The sequence below is a fragment of the Thalassospira sp. MBR-102 genome (assembly GCF_040549275.1).
Lineage (GTDB): Bacteria > Pseudomonadota > Alphaproteobacteria > Rhodospirillales > Thalassospiraceae > Thalassospira > Thalassospira xiamenensis.
This window is the reverse complement of the sequence record NZ_JBEPTC010000002.1, coordinates 22041-37783: the sequence shown is the minus strand read 5'-3', so window position 1 is coordinate 37783 and position 15743 is coordinate 22041. Positions and strand designations below refer to the sequence as shown.

Sequence of the window (15743 nt, the reverse complement as noted above, 5' to 3'; positions counted from 1 at the left end):
CATTTTCAGTACAAATATTACTTTCTGCCAGAATTTTCTTGCTGTTGCGCAAATTGGGGGCGCTGCGGCGTTTTCCAAAAATAAGGGTCTTTCATGAGTCTCACCCTCATTGTTTTGCTTCCCTTCCTTGGGGCGGTGTTACCCGCCGTCATGATCAGGGCCGGGCGCAATGCGTGCGCCACAGCTACCGGCTCGGTCACGCTGCTTGCCTTGATCCTGCTTATCGCCAAGGCACCCGCCGTCATTGGCGGCGAAGTGTTTCAGGTCCGCTATGACTGGCTGACCGATCTTGGATTGAACGTGACCTTCTTTCTTGATGGTCTGGGTTTGCTGTTTGCGACCCTGATCCTCGGGATTGGTTTGCTGATCATCATTTACGCCCGGTTCTATCTGTCGAAAGATGATCCGATGGGGCGGTTTTATGTGTTCCTGCTGCTGTTCCAGGGCGCGATGGTCGGTATTGTTCTGTCCGACAACATCCTGCTTCTGCTGATTTTCTGGGAACTGACGTCGCTGTCATCCTTCCTTCTGATCGGTTACTGGAAGCATCTGCCCGAAGGTCGTCAGGGCGCGCGTATGGCGCTGACCGTGACCGGGGCAGGCGGACTTGCGATGATTGCCGGGATGCTGATCCTTGGAAATATCGTCGGGTCCTATGATCTGACGGTGATCCTGCAAAATGCCGACTTGATCCAGGCGTCCCCGCTTTATGTGCCAGCCCTTGTTCTGATCCTGCTGGGCTGCTTTACCAAATCGGCACAGTTCCCGTTCCATTTCTGGCTGCCGCATGCCATGGCCGCACCGACCCCGGTTTCGGCCTATCTGCATTCGGCGACCATGGTCAAGGCGGGTATCTTCCTGATGGCGCGCATGTGGCCGGTTCTTTCGGGAACGGAGGAATGGTTCTATATCGTGGCGAGTGCGGGCCTCGTGACCATGGTGCTGGGTGCCTGGATTGCGATTTTCAAACATGACCTTAAGGGGCTTCTGGCGTACTCCACCGTCAGCCATCTTGGTCTTGTGACCATGCTGTTTGGTTTCGGAACGCCGATGGCCGCCGTTGCGGGCGTGTTTCATATCATCAACCATGCAACCTTCAAGGCGGCCCTGTTCATGACCGCCGGGATCATTGACCATGAGACCGGAACGCGCGATATCCGCCGTCTGGGCGGGTTGCTGAACCTGATGCCGATTGCCGGGACCATCGGGATCATTTCGGCGGCATCGATGGCCGGGATCATTCCGCTGAACGGGTTCCTGTCCAAGGAAATGATGCTGGAAGAAGCATGGCACACCGTCTGGTTCGATCAGAACTGGCTTGTGCCGTTGCTGGCAACGATTGGTGCGGTGTTCTCGGTCGCCTATTCGTTGCGCTTTATCTTCCATGTCTGGTTTGGCAAAACCCGTGACGAACTGCCCCATCATCCCCATGATCCGCCGTTTGGCATGTGGGCACCGCCCGCATTTCTGACGGTTCTGGTGGTTCTGATCGGTCTGTTCCCGGCGGCCATTGCCGGACCGCTGGTTGCGGCCACGGCCAATGCGGTCACGGGGGGGAACCTTCCGGAATATTATCTGGCACTTTGGCACGGCCTGACCCCGGCACTTGGCATGAGCGTGATTGCCCTGATTGCCGGTGCGCTTATTCTTCTGCGTCATGGCGGCCTGATGTCGGTAACCTCCAACCTGTCGCGGCCGGATGCAAAGGCAATGTTTGATTGTCTGATCGTCAAGGTCGTGGCGCTTAGTCGCGTGATTTCCGACAATCTTCAGAACGGATCGCTGCAACGTTATCTGGCGATCATGATCTTTGCCGCCATTGCCATCGGGCTTTCGGGTTTCTATGCCGAACCCGATCACACCGCTGGTACGCGCGAACTTCTGGCCGTTTCGCCGCCTGCCGCCATTGGCTGGGTGCTTCTGGTCGGGACCTGTATCGCGGCGGTCGCGATGCATCATAACCGGCTTCTGACCCTTCTTCTGGTGGGGGTCATCGGTTTGATTGTCTCGCTTGGCTTCATCTATCTGTCGGCACCTGACCTTGCCCTGACCCAAATCTCGGTCGAGGTGGTGACGGTCATCCTGATGTTGCTGGCGTTGAACATCCTGCCAAAGGAAACCCCGAAAGAAAGCCAGCCGGGGCGCAAATTCCGCGACTGGGTGATTTCAATCGCGGCCGGTCTTGGCATGGGTGGGGCTGTCTGGGCGATCATGACCCGTGAACTGCCCAATTCGATTTCGGCGTTTCATCTGGCCAATTCGAAAACCGAAGGTGGCGGCACCAACGTGGTCAACGTGATCCTCGTTGACTTCCGTGGTTTTGATACCTTTGGCGAGATCATTGTTCTTGGTATTGCCGCATTGTCGATCTTTGCCCTGATTGAAACCGTCACCCAGGGCGAGGCCGCCAAACGCCTTGCAAGCTGGGTGGTCGATAATCGCCGGTCGGCAGACCGTCATCCGATGATGATGGTCATTGCAACACGCGTGATGCTGCCGCTGTCGCTTCTGGTGGGGGTTTACATCTTCCTGCGCGGTCATAACGAGCCAGGTGGTGGCTTTATTGCGGGTCTGGTCGTTTCGGTTGCCTTGGTCATGCAATATATGGCGTCGGGCTTTGGCTGGACCCAGAATCGCATGAAGGCCAATTACCACGGCATGATCGGGCTTGGCGTGATTGCCGCGGCCATTACGGGGCTTTCGGCCTGGGTGGCGGGGCTGCCGTTCCTGACCAGCGGCTTTGTCCATGTTCATCTGCCGATTGTCGGCGAATTTGAGCTGGCATCTGCCATGGGCTTTGATCTTGGTGTGTTCCTGACGGTTGTCGGGGCGGTGACCCTTGCACTTGCCAAACTGTCGCAGGTGGAACGCATGGCCGAACATGTCGACATCAATCCAGAACCGATGGACCATGATCCGTCCGCCGCGACCGCGAAGGTCGCGACAGCTGAGAAAGAGGCCTGATATCATGGAGTTTCTTGTAGCAAGCAGTATCGGGCTTCTGACCATGTGCGGCACATATATGTTGCTGCGTGGTCGTACTTTCCCGGTGGTGATCGGTTTGGCGATGTTGTCCTATGCGGTGAACGTGTTCCTGTTCGCCATGGGACGCCTGACCATCGATATGCCGCCCATCCTGCGTGATGGTGTTACCGAATATACCGATCCGCTGCCCCAGGCGCTTGTCCTGACAGCGATCGTGATTTCGTTCGGGATGACCGCACTGATCGTTGTGCTGTCAATCCGGGCCTATCTTGAAATCGGTAATGACCATGTTGACGGTCGCCCGGAAGGCGCACCATCCGAAGCAGGAGATAAAAACTGATGGGTCACTGGATTGTCGTCCCCATTTTGCTGCCTGCCGTGATGGCCGCCCTGATTGTTCTGGCGGTGCGTCACGACATTGTCTTGCAGCGCATATTCTCGATCACCGCGACCGTCGCCCTTGTGGCGGTCACCCTGTCGCTGGTGATTTTTGCCAATAACAACAACCCGGAAATGTACGCGCTTGGCGATTGGCCGGCACCGTTCGGGATCGTGATCGTATTGGATCGTCTGTCGGCGATGATGATCTTTCTGACATCGATCCTTGGTCTTGGCGTCATCCTGTTTGCATCGAGCGAATGGGACAAGCGCGGCCAGCATTTCCATGCCCTGTTCCAGTTCCAGCTGATGGGGGTCAATGGTGCCTTCCTGACGGGGGATGTGTTCAACCTGTTTGTCTTCTTCGAAGTCCTGCTGATCGCATCCTATGGTCTGATGCTGCATGGGGCCGGGGCGGAACGCCTTAAGGCGGGCATGCAATATATCGTCATCAACCTGACGGGGTCGTCGCTGTTTCTGGTCGGGGTCGGCATGATCTATGCGGTTACCGGTACGCTGAACATGGCCGATCTTGCCGTTCAGGTGCCGCTGGTGGCGGCTGGTGATGCCGCGCTGCTGCGTGCCGGGGCGTTGATCCTGCTTTTGGTGTTCTGTGTGAAGGCGGCCCTTGTGCCGGTTCATTTCTGGCTGCCAGGCACCTATGCAAACGCACCGGCCCCGGTGGCGGCGCTGTTTGCCATCATGACGAAGGTCGGGGCTTATTCGATCCTGCGCGTCTATTCGCTGGGCTTTGGTGAAAATGCCGGTGATATGGCGTGGCTCGCACAGCCCTATATCCTGCCAGCCGCGATTGTGACGCTGGCGATTGGCATGATCGGTGTTCTGGCGGCCAAGCGGCTGAATGGTCTGATCGCGTTTTCCGTGATCGGATCGATGGGCACGCTTTTGATTTCCATCGCGCTGTTTACGCCCGAAAGCATTTCGGCCGGTCTTTATTACCTGCTGCACTCGACCTTTGCCGGTGCGGCTCTGTTCCTGATCGGTGATCTTGTGGCATCGCGCCGTGGCCAGTACGGCGATCGCCTGAACACTGCGCCGGTTTTCCATCAGTCCGGATTGTTGGCGGTTCTGTTCTTTATTGCCGCCATCGCCATGGCGGGGATGCCGCCGCTTAGTGGCTTTATCGGCAAGCTTCTTATCCTTGATGCCGCACGCGATAGCGCGTTCGGCGACTGGATCTGGGCGGTGATCCTTGTGACGTCGTTGATGGGGATTGTCGGTTTCGGTCGGGCTGGCAGTGTGCTGTTCTGGAAAGGCGCGTCTGCCGAAGGCGTGATTGAGGTCGAAGGCGCCAATTGGCCGGTTCTTCCGATCATTGCAGCCTGTGGCATGCTTGGTGCGCTGGTTGTGCTGACGGTCTTTGCCGCCCCGATCACGGATTACCTGCAGGGAACGGCGGCGCAATTGTTTGACACCACGGATTACATCCGGGCTGTGCTGGGTGAAATACCCGCCACACAGCCTGGCCAGTAAGCGGTGATGAAAGGATAGTGATGATGTTGAAACGTTGTCTTCCCCACCCGCTGCTCTCGCTGGCCCTGCTGGTTGTCTGGGTGTTGCTGGTCAATGAAATATCGGCTGGTGCCGTGGTCTTTGGTGCGATCCTGGCGATTGCCATCCCGCTGATCACGTCAAACTTCTGGCCCGCGCGCCCAAAGGTCGGCAATGCCTATGCCATCTGCGAATACGGGTTGATCGTGTTGTGGGACATTCTGGTCGCCAATGTTGTGGTTGCCGGACTGATCCTGTTTCGCAAGACCGAAAGCCTTGAATCCAAAAGCGTGGTTGTGCCGCTTGATCTGACCTCGCCCGAGGCGATCACGACCCTTGCCGGGACGATCACCATGACGCCGGGCACGGTGACCATCGACCTGAGTGCGGATGCCAAAAGTCTTCTGGTGCATTGCCTGCATGCGCCGGACCCGCAGGGCGTGGTTGATGATATCAAGACCCGCTACGAAGGCCGTCTGAAGGAGATTTTCGAATGATCGAATATGCACTGAATTTCGGCTTTATCTGTGTGGCGGTGGCCCTGTTGATGAATTTGTGGCGTTTGGCCAAGGGGCCGACCATTGCGGACCGCATTCTGGCGGTTGATACCATGGCGATCAACGCCATTGCCCTTCTGGTGCTGTATGGGATCAGCCGCGCGACCTCGATGTATTTCGAAGGCGCGCTTCTGTTTGCCATGTTCGGCTTTGTCTCCACTGTTGCCTATTGCAAGTTCGTCTTGCGTGGCGACATCATCGAATAGGGAGAGACAGGATGCCGTTTATTGCTGAAATCGTCATTTCTGTTCTGATCGTGATTGGCGGGATTTTCCTGCTGGTCGGGTCGTTCGGGATGATCAAGCTGCGCGAATTGCTGCCGCGGCTCCATGCGCCGACCAAGGCAACCACCGTGGGTGTTGGCGCCATTCTGATTGCTTCGATGCTGTTCTTCTGGATCGAACGCGGGCATTTCACCATTCATGAATTGCTGATCACGCTGTTCCTGTTCCTGACGGCACCGATCACCGCAAACCTGATCGCCAAGGCCTATTTGCTACGTCATGTTGACCCGCATAAGGACCTTCCGGAAAGTGGTCGGGACGAAGGTTGGGCGACCTTTGATCCGGTTGGCCCGGATGGCTATGACCCCAGCGAAGAATATAAACCCGACGAAAAATAACCGGGTTTGCAAACCTTAAAACGGCACCGTTCAAACGGTGCCGTTTTGTTATGCTGTTGCGGTGCTCGAATGGCAGGAAAACCGAATGATACTGGAAACCGAACGTCTATGGCTGCGCCCGCGGACATTGGATGATCTTGACGATTGTTTTGCGATGGATCGCGAACCCGGCGTAACCGATTTCGTTCAGGGCCCTTGGGCCGATGAAACCGAACATCGCGCCTTTATCCATGATCGCATCACCATGGATTACGGGCCGGGGTTGGGATATTGGTCGCTGTTTCGAAAAACGGAACCGGACAGTTTCATTGGCTGGGTTCTGCTGATCCCCGAGGACGCCGTTGGACCCGAAATCGAAATTGGCTGGCGTCTGAAACCGGCTTTCTGGGGGCGGGGATATGCATCCGAGGCCGCCAACGCCGTGTTATCGCACGGGTTTGAAAAAATGAAACTGGACAGTTTCATTGCCTGTATCGATGCACGCAATATCGGGTCACTTGCGGTCGCACGAAAGATCGGCATGCGCCATCACAAGACCGATAGTGATGGCGTGCAATATGCCATCACGGCGGATGATTTTGCCAAACGTCATCACAGATGACATTGTCGACCGCCCCACATCCTTGCTATGAGGAAAGGCAGGAGGGACAGGTTTTACATGCCGGATTTCAGCATCGAGGATCAATATCGCGGACGCATCGCCGGGATCGACGAGGTCGGCCGCGGGCCGCTTGCCGGGCCGGTGGTTGCCGCGGCCGTGATCCTGCCGCGTGATGAACGGCTGCCTGAAATCCTTCTGGGGGAACTCAACGATTCCAAAAAGCTGTCGGTCAAGAAACGCGATCTGTTGTTTGACCTGATCATGGGATGTGCCGAGGTTGGTATTGGCGCGGCATCGGTCCGTGAAATCGACCGGATCAATATCCTTCAGGCGACCTATGTTGCCATGCGCCGTGCGGTGGCGCGTTTGCCGCAATGCCCCGATCAGGCGCTGGTGGATGGCAATCGTGATCCGGGGCTGCCGTGTGCGGTGGAAACGGTCATCAAGGGCGATGGCAGATCATTATCCATCGCGGCGGCATCCATCGTTGCCAAGGTCGTTCGCGACCGCGCCATGACCCGCCTTGCCGCGCGCTATCCGCATTTCGGCTGGGATGGCAATGCCGGATATGGCGTGAAAAAGCATATGGAGGGGCTTGGCATTGTCGGGCCGACCCTGCATCACCGTCGCAGTTTCAGACCGATTGCCGAACTGCTCGGAATTCTGTCCTGATCCTAGGCTAATGCGGTACGGTTTTTGGGCACGACGTGCGCACGGACCAGATCAACCCCGTCGCCATCACGTGTAATCGCGGCAAATCCGTTCGTCTGGCGAACCTTTACCCGTTCGTGAACCCGGCATTCGGTGCGGAACTGGATATCGAGGCTTTCGGGTTGGAAGTCTGGTTTGGCATCTTCCCCGGCCGAACCAAGCACCCATTGCATCAAACGCACATTATTGACATGCCCATACAGGTCAAGATCGGATGGGCGGGCCTTTATGCTGTCGATTTCGGGTAACGGATCGGTGGTGAAGGGCGGCCGGAATGGTGGTTCGATCAGTTTCGGGCCGGGCGGTTTTGGCAGCCGTTCTTCGATCCAGTCCGGCCAGCTTGCGGCACGGCGTTCCAACAGGTCAAACATCACCCAGAAACTTTGCGCGACCGCAATCACGTCGCCGCTACTGTCGATCAAACGGAAATCACGGGTCGCCACACGCCTTGCAACACCCGATGGCCATGTTTCGACAATGATTTCCTCGCCATTGCCGGGATAGCGTCGGACATGAATGACCATCCGCGCCAGCACCCATGCCATGCCTTTATCAACCGTGTCGTCATAGGCGAGTTTCAGGATGCGTGCGCCCCAACCAGCGGCGTCTTGCATGTAATCGGCCAGGGCCGGCAACATCGCAAGGCCGTTGTCGCCAATTTCCGAATAACGCACCCGGTAGGTCCCGCGCCATCCGCAATTGGCGGGCAGGGCGGGCTTGGCAATTTCGTCCCATTGGATTGTCATGTTGGCAAATCCTGTGTCATTCCATGACTGTTATAGAAACCCGGTTGGCTGCTTGCAAATCCGGATTGGAAATCCGCAATACGAACCGGGATGTCCCGAAGGTTCATCTTGCTCATTTCAGCAAAGCTGGTGATGATGGTTAAATTCAGGGTTGGGCTGCATCATGTGTATTTTGTGGTTCTTTCGGGGACTGCCAAAAAAGTGAATGATCACATGTGTTCATTTAAAATGAAAAACGCAGTTCCTTTGGTTTAAATTTGAAAGAACAGTGATGTTTTATTAAATGGAAAAACGAAAATACAACAAGACGTTACGCGCGGAAAAAGAAGACGAAACGCGCCTCAAGATTGTCGAAGCTGCGATGAAATTGCATGGCGAAGTCGGCCCGGCACGCACGACCATCAGCGCGATTGCAGACCGCGCCGGGGTGCAGCGCCTGACGGTCTATCGGCATTTTCCCGAAGAAAATGAACTGCTTGATGCGTGCTCGTCACATTGGCGGAGCCTTAACCCGCCACCCGATCCCGCATCATGGCGCGAGTCGGTGGCAGAGGGTGACTGGGGCCTCGCGATACTGAGCATGCTTTATCACTATTATGGTGAAACGGCTTATATGTGGGATCATTGCTATCGTGATCGGGAAAATGTCGCAGCCCTTCATGAACAGATGAAGGGCTTTGATGCCTATCTCGACATGTTGTCTGCCGATGCACTGGCAAGCCTGCCTGCCGAACGGCGCAAGGGCAAGATGTGCCAAGCGGTTGCGCGACATGCGGTGCAATTTTCGACCTGGCAATCGCTGTCACAGGCGGGGGTGGAAAATTCGGAAATGGCCGCCTTGATGGACGACTGGCTGCATAAATGCCCGTTGTCCTGACCGGTATCTGCGGCCTAATCCATCGGTCGCTGGCGCATTTTCTTTACGTCGCCGCGTTTCTTTTTCGTGTCGACCCGTTTGCGTTTGGCCGATAGAGACGGGCGGGTTTTGACGCGGAATTTCTTGCGTTCTGCGGCCTTGCGCAACAGGGCCAGAAGCCGTTCGATGGCATCCTGTTTATTCCGTTCCTGGGTGCGATAACGCTGCGCGTCAAAGATGATTTCCCCGTCATTGGTCAGCCTGCTGCCCGCCAGTTCACGCAGGCGATCACGCACGCGTTGCGGCAATTCCGTCAGGTCATCAATACGCACGCGCATCTGTACCGCGGTCGATACTTTGTTGACGTTCTGGCCGCCCGGTCCGGATGCGCGCACGAACTGGAATTGCAGATGGCGTTCATCAAGATAAAGATCATTTGAGATTTCGAGCATGGCGGATCGTCTAAGTAATAGGGGCGGCAAGTTGTGCGGCGAACCCGCACGGCAGAAGCCCGAAAACCGGCGGGTGCTGTTGATTGAAAAACAATGGCATTCCACCTACATTGAAGGCACTTACCCTGTCAGGGGCGGGCAGGGCTGTAAACAGGAAATAAGACGTGCAGGTATCGTATCTTTATCTGGCCTTGGGCTGGCTTTCGGTAGGGCTTGGAATTGTTGGCGCATTTCTGCCAATTCTGCCGACCACCCCCTTCATGCTGCTGGCCGCCTGGCTGTTTAGCAAAGGGTCACCGCGCCTGCATGCGTGGATTTACAATCATCCGCATTTTGGTCCGTCGATCCGGCACTGGAACGAACATGGCGTGATCCATCGCCGGGCCAAGATCATGGCGATGTCGGCCTTTGTCGTGGTGATTGCCGCATCCCTGATCTTTGTCGAAAACCGCTGGGTGGTGATGATCCAGTTGCTTGTCGCGATCCCGGTCAGCTGTTTTATCCTGTCGCGCCCGTCGCGTCTGCCCGCATCGATGCCGATGGCACAGGTACAGACGCAGGGCAGGGAGCCGGGTGCAGGCTCCTGATTCCTGACCACGTCAAGGCACACAACAGTGCAGATCAGTTCCCCGATTTGCGGGTCAATTCTTCCTGACAGGCTTCTTCAAGCTTATCGAGCTCATCAAGTGTCGCATCGATATCCTGACGCTGTTTGCGCAGCGTGTCGCGGCGTTCATTGATCTTGTCGACAAGGATCGTCAACTGCATGATTTCGCTGCGGTCGGTGTCATAAAGATCAAGCAGATCGCGGATTTCCTTAAGCGAAAAGCCAAGCCGCTTGCCCCGCATGATCAGTCGCAGGCGCACCCGGTCGCGATGGCTGTAAATGCGGGTCTGCCCCTGACGGGCCGGGGCGATCAGTTCCTGATCCTCGTAAAAACGGATGGTACGGGTCGTGACGTCGAACTCGCGGGCAAGGTCGGTGATGGAATAATTGTCGCTCATGACATCCCGTTCAGGTTTACGCTTACGTAAACGAAAGCTACATGCTTTCTGGCGGGATCACAATCGGCAATTCTTTCGGCAATTCAACGCAGAACGTGCTGCCTTTGCCCGGTTCACTTTCTACCGAAATCGTTCCGCCATGCCGGTCGACGATCTTTTTGCAGATCGCAAGACCGATCCCTGTCCCGGCATATTCACCATAACCGTGCAGGCGTTTGAAGATTTCAAAGATTGTCGCGTGATATTGCGGTTCGATCCCGATGCCGTTATCGGCAACGAAAACCTTCCAGCTTTCATCGGTTTCGGTGGCATAAATCCGGACTTCACCCTTGTCAGGGTCGCTGTATTTAAGGCCATTCGAAACAAGATTCTGAAACAGCAGCAAAAGCTGGCTGGCATCCCCGGTTACGGTTGGCAGGAACCCGTCACGCACGATATTGCCCGCCGGGCCAAGGCCTGCGCGCCGGAAATTGGCGGCAATCGCATCAAACAGACTATCAAGGGGGACCGCATTGAACGGTTTGCCATGCCGTCCGACCCGCGACAGGGTCAGAAGGTCGTCGATCATGCGCTGCATGCGCTGGGTGCCATCAACCGCATAATGGATGAATTCATCTGCGGTTTCGTCAAGCTGATCCTTGTATCGCCGCGCAATCAGCTGTGTGTAGCTTGACACCATGCGAAGCGGTTCCTGCAAATCGTGGGACGCGGCATAGGCGAATTGTTCAAGTTCGCTGTTGGAACGTTCCAGTTCCGCCATGGTGCGCTGGATTTCCATTTCATGGCGTTTGCGCTGGGAAATATCGCGAAGCGTGATGATGTAATGATAGCGTCCGTCTGCCGAAAAATGACTGATCGCAACTTCAAGCGGCACGTTGCGGCCATTTGGGGTGCATGCCAGAACCTCGATCACGCCGGTCCCCAGATCGGTCAGCAACCGGTCGGCTGTCGGGCGTTGTGGCGGGGTATGTTCGCTATCAGGCAGCAGAAACCGTATAATGTTGCTGAGTTCCGGGTCGCCTTCCGGGCCGCAAAGTTCCTGCGCGCGGGCATTCAGCGGTTCTATGTTGCCGTCATCAGATGCGACCAGAATGGCATCAATGGTGTTTTGCAAAATCGCGCGCGTGCGGTCTTCACTGCGTCAGGTCTGGGTGACCAGATCGGCCAGTTCGGCGGCCTGTTGGCGCAAAAGCCGGTCACGCTGCACCGCAAGGGTCACATCGCGCACGGTCAGTGAACACAGCTTTTCGCCGCGCGATGTCGTAATCGGATGAACGCGAATGGATTGTTCCATGCGGTCAAATGTCGCGGCAAATTGCGGCAATGGGCGAAGCGGCAGCGCACCTTGATTAAGCGACGGCGAAATCACCGCAGGCATGCCGAATTCCAGGCAATCCTTGATTGCTTGGCAGAGCCGCCCCAAACGTGTTTCGGTGAAAACCGCACTCAGCCGGTTGCCAATGGCCTGATCGGCGGGAATACCCGACCGGCTTTGCATCCACTGGTTCCAGTGACAGATGGCATGATCCGACCCGATCACCACCAATCCGACATCGGCAGTATCAAGCAGATTGCTGTATAGGTCGGCGGCCTGGGCGGCATCCTTGATATCGACAATCGGTGGGGTAGGGTTTGTCATCTTGGCGCTGCCCGTCAACCAAGTGCGTTTTCAAGGAAGCGTCGCACCAGTTCCTTCAGGGTTTGGATGGAGTCAAGATCCATGACAAACAGCACATAGCCATCAATATCGTTCTGGCGCAGCATGAATTGCACATGCAGGATCATCAGAACCGGCTTCTTGCCAGACGCGGCATCAAATGCGATGTCTTCATTTAACAATGCACGGGTTTCGCGTTTGCGAAATGTCGGCATCGAACAATTGATCGGCTCGCCCAGCACGTTGGCAATGCTGCCAAGGCAGGCGTTGAGGATGATGTTGCCGACCTCCATCAGGGCTTCCTGTTCAAGATCGGTCAGGGTATCGAGCGGCACATCGACCTTAAGCAACCGCCGCACCAGTTCAAGGCTGCGCTTTTCCGGGAAAACCAGCATCGCCTCGCCCTTGAACGGGCCATCGAATGACTGGCTGACGGCGGAAACCACTTCTTCGGGCGAAGATGTCAGGTTTGAATCGGAAAACCTTTCGACAAAGGTGATCGTCGGAACTGTCAGTTCCACCGGCTGATCAACCATTTCCGACAGGGACGCGGCAGCACGGCCGACCCCGATATTGATCAATTCGCTTATAGTGTCGTGTTCAAGCTCGCTAAGGTCGATCATCGCCCGGCTTCCTTGCCCTTCAGATAATCGCAAATCTTTTCTTCGGTTGGCGGTTTTGCCAGAAAGTCCATGCCAAGCCCGTGGGCCTTGTTCTGGATTTCCTTCTGTATATTGGCTGTCAGAAGCGCAATTGCAGCATCGGGATAAGCCGCGCGCAGCTTTTCCCCCAATTCGAGCCCGTTCATGCCCGGCATGTTGAAATCGATCAAAAGGTAATCATAGGCATGCTCGGCGGCCATTGCCTGGGCTTTTTCGGCTTCTTCGGCCTCGTCCACCCGCCAGTCGGCATAGTTGCTGGTGATAAAGGCCTTTACCAGCAGTCTGGCAAATTTGCTGTCATCGACAAGCAGGACGGATCGATTCTGGGACATGTTTTTCTCTGATTTTCGGTTTGTGTTCTTGTTGTATCAGGCATCATCCGCAAGGATAGGGCCGATTATAGAATAGACGCAACCGTGCGCGAAAGCTGTTCGATCTGTCTGGCTGTGATATTGGCCGGTCGTGGTTCGGAAATCAGGAAGCCCTGGATTTCGTCGCAGCCATGTTCGCGAAGGAATTCAAGCTGTTCCTGTGTTTCAACCCCTTCTGCAACCACCTTCAGGCCAAGATTGTGCCCCATGATGATAATCGTGTTGGTGATCGCCGCATCGTCTGGATCGGTCGTCACATCGCGGACAAACGACCGGTCGATCTTGATCGAATTGATCGGCAATCGTTTCAGATAGGCAAGCGACGAATAACCCGTCCCGAAATCGTCAATTGCGATCTGCAGGCCAAGCTTGCGCAATTCATCCAGGATTGATGCCGATCGTTTGATTTCATGCATCATCACGGTTTCAGTGATTTCAAGAACGATGCGTGATGCCGGTGTTGCGGTTTCATCAAGGATGCGGGAAATCGTTTCGGTAATCCGGCCTTCGATCAATTGTCTGGGGGACAGATTGACCGCAATGCTGACCGGCGGCAGACCCAGCAGATCCCATTCGCGGATCTGATCACAGACCCGGCGCAATACCCATTCGCCGATCTTGCCAATCAGTCCGGTTTCCTCGGCCACCGGGATGAACTGCATTGGTGATATAAAGCCACGCCCCGGCTGGTTCCAGCGGATCAAGGCCTCAAGCCCGGCAAGCTTGCCTGATAGCAGTTCGATCTTTGGCTGGTAATAAAGTTCGAACTGTCCCTCTTTCAGGGCTTCGCGCAGGTCATTTTCAATGGCAAGCCGCGCAACCGCACTTTCATTCATCGTCTTGGTAAAGAAGTGATAGGTTCCGCCGCCACGGGCCTTTGCACTATACATCGCCGTATCGGCATTGCGCATCAGGGTCGGGAAATCATCGCCATCCGCCGGGCAAAGGGCGATGCCGATTGACGGTGTGATGAACAAGTGACGCCCCTGAATATCAAAGGCCGGGGCCAGCGCATCCAGAACCGCCTGCGAAAGTGTGGCGGCATCCTGCGTTTCGCGCAGGCGCGGGATGATAATCAGGAACTCGTCCCCGCCCAGTCGGCCGATGATTTCCTGTCGGCTGATCACCCGGCGCAAACGGTCCGCCACGGCCTTAAGCAGCAAATCACCGACATTGTGACCAAGGCTGTCATTGATCAGCTTGAACCGGTCCAGATCGATAAACAGGATCGCGGTTGCCCGGTCATGTGGGCTTACGGCATCACGTTTGTGATTCTCAAGCGCTGATTTAAGGCTGTATTCCAGCATGCTGCGATTGGGCAGGTTGGTCAGCGCATCGTGATTGGCCATATAGACCAGTTGTTCCTCATAGCGTTTGCGCGCGGTGATATCGTGAAGAACAACCGTAATCAGCGGTGTTTGCGCATCGGGGATCGGACGAAATGCGGCGCTTACCTCGATCTCGGTCTTGTCCATCCGTACCAGCGGCAGCGTCAGGCGCTGCTCTGCGATATGATGACGCAGGTCCAGACCCGAAAGCTCGGCAAGGCTTTCCTCGAAATTCGGAATGGCGCGCGGGGCGATAAATTCCAGAAGCGACCGTCCCTTTGGCGTTTCACCTTCTTTCAGGCCCAGCAGGGGATAGGATGCATTGTTAAACTCAACAATGGTGCCGTTCGGCGTGATGGTCAGAATGCCATCGGCCACGTTCTGAACAATCGCGCGCAGGCGGGACTCGTTATCACGCATCTGCTGTTCGGCCTGGCGCAATTTGCCAAGTGTTGATGCAATCCCTTCGACCAGTGTGGCAACGGACCGAGACAAAAGGCCCAGTTCATCGCGTTGATGATGACGGGGAACGGTCAGCCCGGTTGCATCGGGACTGTCTGGATCAATGCCGGTGACGGCCTGTGAAATGCGCAAAAGCGGTTTGGTGAGTGTCAGGTAAAAGAATGCCACCAGCGCAAGCCCCAGCAGGAAGTTGCGCAAAATGCCCGACGTCAGGATGCGGGTGGCGCGATTGATGAAACCATCGGCAATCAGGTCGGTATCGATCCGAACGATCAGATGGCCGACAAGATCACGGCTTTCACCGGTCAGCAACGGCACGTTATATTGCTGGTTGTTGCCAAACATCACTTCGCTAAATGCGGATCGCCCCGATGATGAGGGGGCGCGCGATTTTTGCGCCAGAACATTTCCGAAATTGTCGCGCAGCGTCGCGCTGTAAACCGGTTCATATTCAAACAGGCCCGACACCACGCGTGCGGCAAGCGTTTCGTCAAGGCCATAGGCCGCCTGTGTTGCGGATTCGCGCAACGTCGACAAAACCTGATTAACGGTTCGGTCAATCAGGCTGCGTTCTTCATAAAGATCCCAGACAATCTGTACGACACTGAAAAACAGGCCAATCAGAAGGGTGATAACGACAGCGGCACGTGCCTGTTTGACAGACAAGCGGTCACGCCATCTGAGCCGTTGTGTTTTCAGGCTACCCTCCGCCAATCCACACCCCTGCATGGCTCTATGACCATGTTTCACAGTCCAGACTATGTGCTTGGCACCGCAAAAGCAATTGTTGCGCGGGTTCTAATACTGGAAAATTGCCGGGATTTATGTATTTTCCCGC

General features: G+C 55.9%; 18 protein-coding genes and 1 pseudogene. 10 read left to right on the top strand and 9 right to left on the bottom strand.

Annotation, left to right across the window (positions count from 1 at the left end; genetic code table 11):
* Positions 1 to 93 precede the first annotated feature (93 nt).
* The 8 genes from ABIE64_RS03680 (at position 94) to rnhB (ending at position 7327) form a co-directional block, all read left to right on the top strand.
* A complete protein-coding gene (locus ABIE64_RS03680; RefSeq protein ID WP_114093578.1) occupies positions 94 to 2964 on the top strand; it encodes a monovalent cation/H+ antiporter subunit A in 2871 nt (956 codons plus the stop codon).
* A 4-nt stretch (positions 2965 to 2968) separates the two neighbouring features.
* Positions 2969 to 3325 carry a Na+/H+ antiporter subunit C gene (locus ABIE64_RS03675; protein WP_007090207.1) on the top strand — a complete coding sequence of 119 codons (357 nt, stop codon included), beginning with the start codon at positions 2969 to 2971 and terminating at the stop codon, positions 3323 to 3325.
* Positions 3325 to 4857, top strand: a complete 1533-nt coding sequence (locus tag ABIE64_RS03670; RefSeq protein WP_354376666.1) for a monovalent cation/H+ antiporter subunit D — start codon at positions 3325 to 3327, stop codon at positions 4855 to 4857. The genes ABIE64_RS03675 and ABIE64_RS03670 overlap by 1 nt, the downstream gene beginning before the upstream one ends.
* 20 nt (positions 4858 to 4877) lie before the next feature.
* Positions 4878 to 5372 (top strand): Na+/H+ antiporter subunit E, encoded by a 495-nt coding sequence (locus ABIE64_RS03665; protein ID WP_223304866.1) that lies wholly within the window; start codon positions 4878 to 4880, stop codon positions 5370 to 5372.
* The gene (locus ABIE64_RS03660) at positions 5369 to 5638 is read left to right on the top strand and encodes a K+/H+ antiporter subunit F (RefSeq protein ID WP_354376665.1); all 270 of its coding nucleotides are present in this window, start codon (positions 5369 to 5371) and stop codon (positions 5636 to 5638) included. Before ABIE64_RS03665 ends, ABIE64_RS03660 begins: the two co-directional genes overlap by 4 nt.
* An 11-nt stretch (positions 5639 to 5649) precedes the next feature.
* Complete coding sequence (locus ABIE64_RS03655) at positions 5650 to 6054, top strand: Na+/H+ antiporter subunit G (RefSeq protein WP_007090203.1); 405 nt, start codon at positions 5650 to 5652, stop codon at positions 6052 to 6054.
* A gap of 85 nt (positions 6055 to 6139) precedes the next feature.
* On the top strand, positions 6140 to 6655 hold the full coding sequence (locus tag ABIE64_RS03650) for a GNAT family N-acetyltransferase (protein ID WP_354376664.1): 516 nt from the start codon (positions 6140 to 6142) through the stop codon (positions 6653 to 6655).
* A 57-nt stretch (positions 6656 to 6712) separates the two neighbouring features.
* On the top strand, positions 6713 to 7327 hold the full coding sequence (rnhB, locus tag ABIE64_RS03645; RefSeq protein ID WP_354376663.1) for a ribonuclease HII: 615 nt from the start codon (positions 6713 to 6715) through the stop codon (positions 7325 to 7327).
* Between the two features lie 2 nt (positions 7328 to 7329).
* Here rnhB and ABIE64_RS03640 read toward each other — a convergent pair whose 3' ends face one another.
* On the bottom strand, positions 7330 to 8112 hold the full coding sequence (locus ABIE64_RS03640; RefSeq protein WP_354376662.1) for an acyl-[acyl-carrier-protein] thioesterase: 783 nt from the start codon (positions 8110 to 8112) through the stop codon (positions 7330 to 7332).
* Between the two features lie 283 nt (positions 8113 to 8395).
* On the opposite strand from ABIE64_RS03640, the gene ABIE64_RS03635 reads away from it, so the two are divergent.
* Complete coding sequence (locus tag ABIE64_RS03635; protein ID WP_354376661.1) at positions 8396 to 8989, top strand: TetR/AcrR family transcriptional regulator; 594 nt, start codon at positions 8396 to 8398, stop codon at positions 8987 to 8989.
* A gap of 14 nt (positions 8990 to 9003) precedes the next feature.
* Here the strand turns inward: ABIE64_RS03635 and arfB are convergent, their stop codons facing one another.
* Positions 9004 to 9420 (bottom strand): alternative ribosome rescue aminoacyl-tRNA hydrolase ArfB, encoded by a 417-nt coding sequence (gene arfB, locus ABIE64_RS03630; RefSeq protein WP_007090198.1) that lies wholly within the window; start codon positions 9418 to 9420, stop codon positions 9004 to 9006.
* 164 nt (positions 9421 to 9584) lie between these two features.
* Between arfB and ABIE64_RS03625 the strand changes: the two genes are divergently transcribed.
* The gene (locus ABIE64_RS03625; protein ID WP_354376660.1) at positions 9585 to 10007 is read left to right on the top strand and encodes a YbaN family protein; all 423 of its coding nucleotides are present in this window, start codon (positions 9585 to 9587) and stop codon (positions 10005 to 10007) included.
* A 34-nt stretch (positions 10008 to 10041) separates the two neighbouring features.
* Here ABIE64_RS03625 and ABIE64_RS03620 read toward each other — a convergent pair whose 3' ends face one another.
* The 7 genes and pseudogenes from ABIE64_RS03620 to ABIE64_RS03590 form a co-directional block, all read right to left on the bottom strand.
* On the bottom strand, positions 10042 to 10425 hold the full coding sequence (locus tag ABIE64_RS03620) for a MerR family transcriptional regulator (protein WP_354376659.1): 384 nt from the start codon (positions 10423 to 10425) through the stop codon (positions 10042 to 10044).
* A 37-nt stretch (positions 10426 to 10462) separates the two neighbouring features.
* Positions 10463 to 10993 carry a sensor histidine kinase gene (locus ABIE64_RS03615; protein ID WP_354376925.1) on the bottom strand — a complete coding sequence of 177 codons (531 nt, stop codon included), beginning with the start codon at positions 10991 to 10993 and terminating at the stop codon, positions 10463 to 10465.
* A pseudogene (locus ABIE64_RS03610) lies at positions 10973 to 11551 on the bottom strand (histidine kinase dimerization/phospho-acceptor domain-containing protein); the annotation flags it as partial. The gene ABIE64_RS03615 and the pseudogene ABIE64_RS03610, both read right to left, overlap by 21 nt.
* Before the next feature lie 15 nt (positions 11552 to 11566).
* Positions 11567 to 12064: a PAS domain-containing protein gene (locus ABIE64_RS03605; protein WP_354376658.1), complete on the bottom strand. Its 498-nt coding sequence runs from the start codon at positions 12062 to 12064 to the stop codon at positions 11567 to 11569.
* A 14-nt stretch (positions 12065 to 12078) separates the two neighbouring features.
* Positions 12079 to 12705, bottom strand: coding sequence for a chemotaxis protein CheC (locus ABIE64_RS03600; RefSeq protein ID WP_354376657.1), 627 nt, complete (start codon positions 12703 to 12705; stop codon positions 12079 to 12081).
* Positions 12702 to 13076: a response regulator transcription factor gene (locus ABIE64_RS03595; RefSeq protein WP_007090193.1), complete on the bottom strand. Its 375-nt coding sequence runs from the start codon at positions 13074 to 13076 to the stop codon at positions 12702 to 12704. The genes ABIE64_RS03600 and ABIE64_RS03595 overlap by 4 nt, the downstream gene beginning before the upstream one ends.
* Positions 13077 to 13141: 65 nt before the next feature.
* Entirely contained in the window at positions 13142 to 15571 is a 2430-nt protein-coding gene (locus tag ABIE64_RS03590; RefSeq protein ID WP_354376656.1) for a putative bifunctional diguanylate cyclase/phosphodiesterase, read from the bottom strand.
* Positions 15572 to 15743 lie beyond the last annotated feature (172 nt).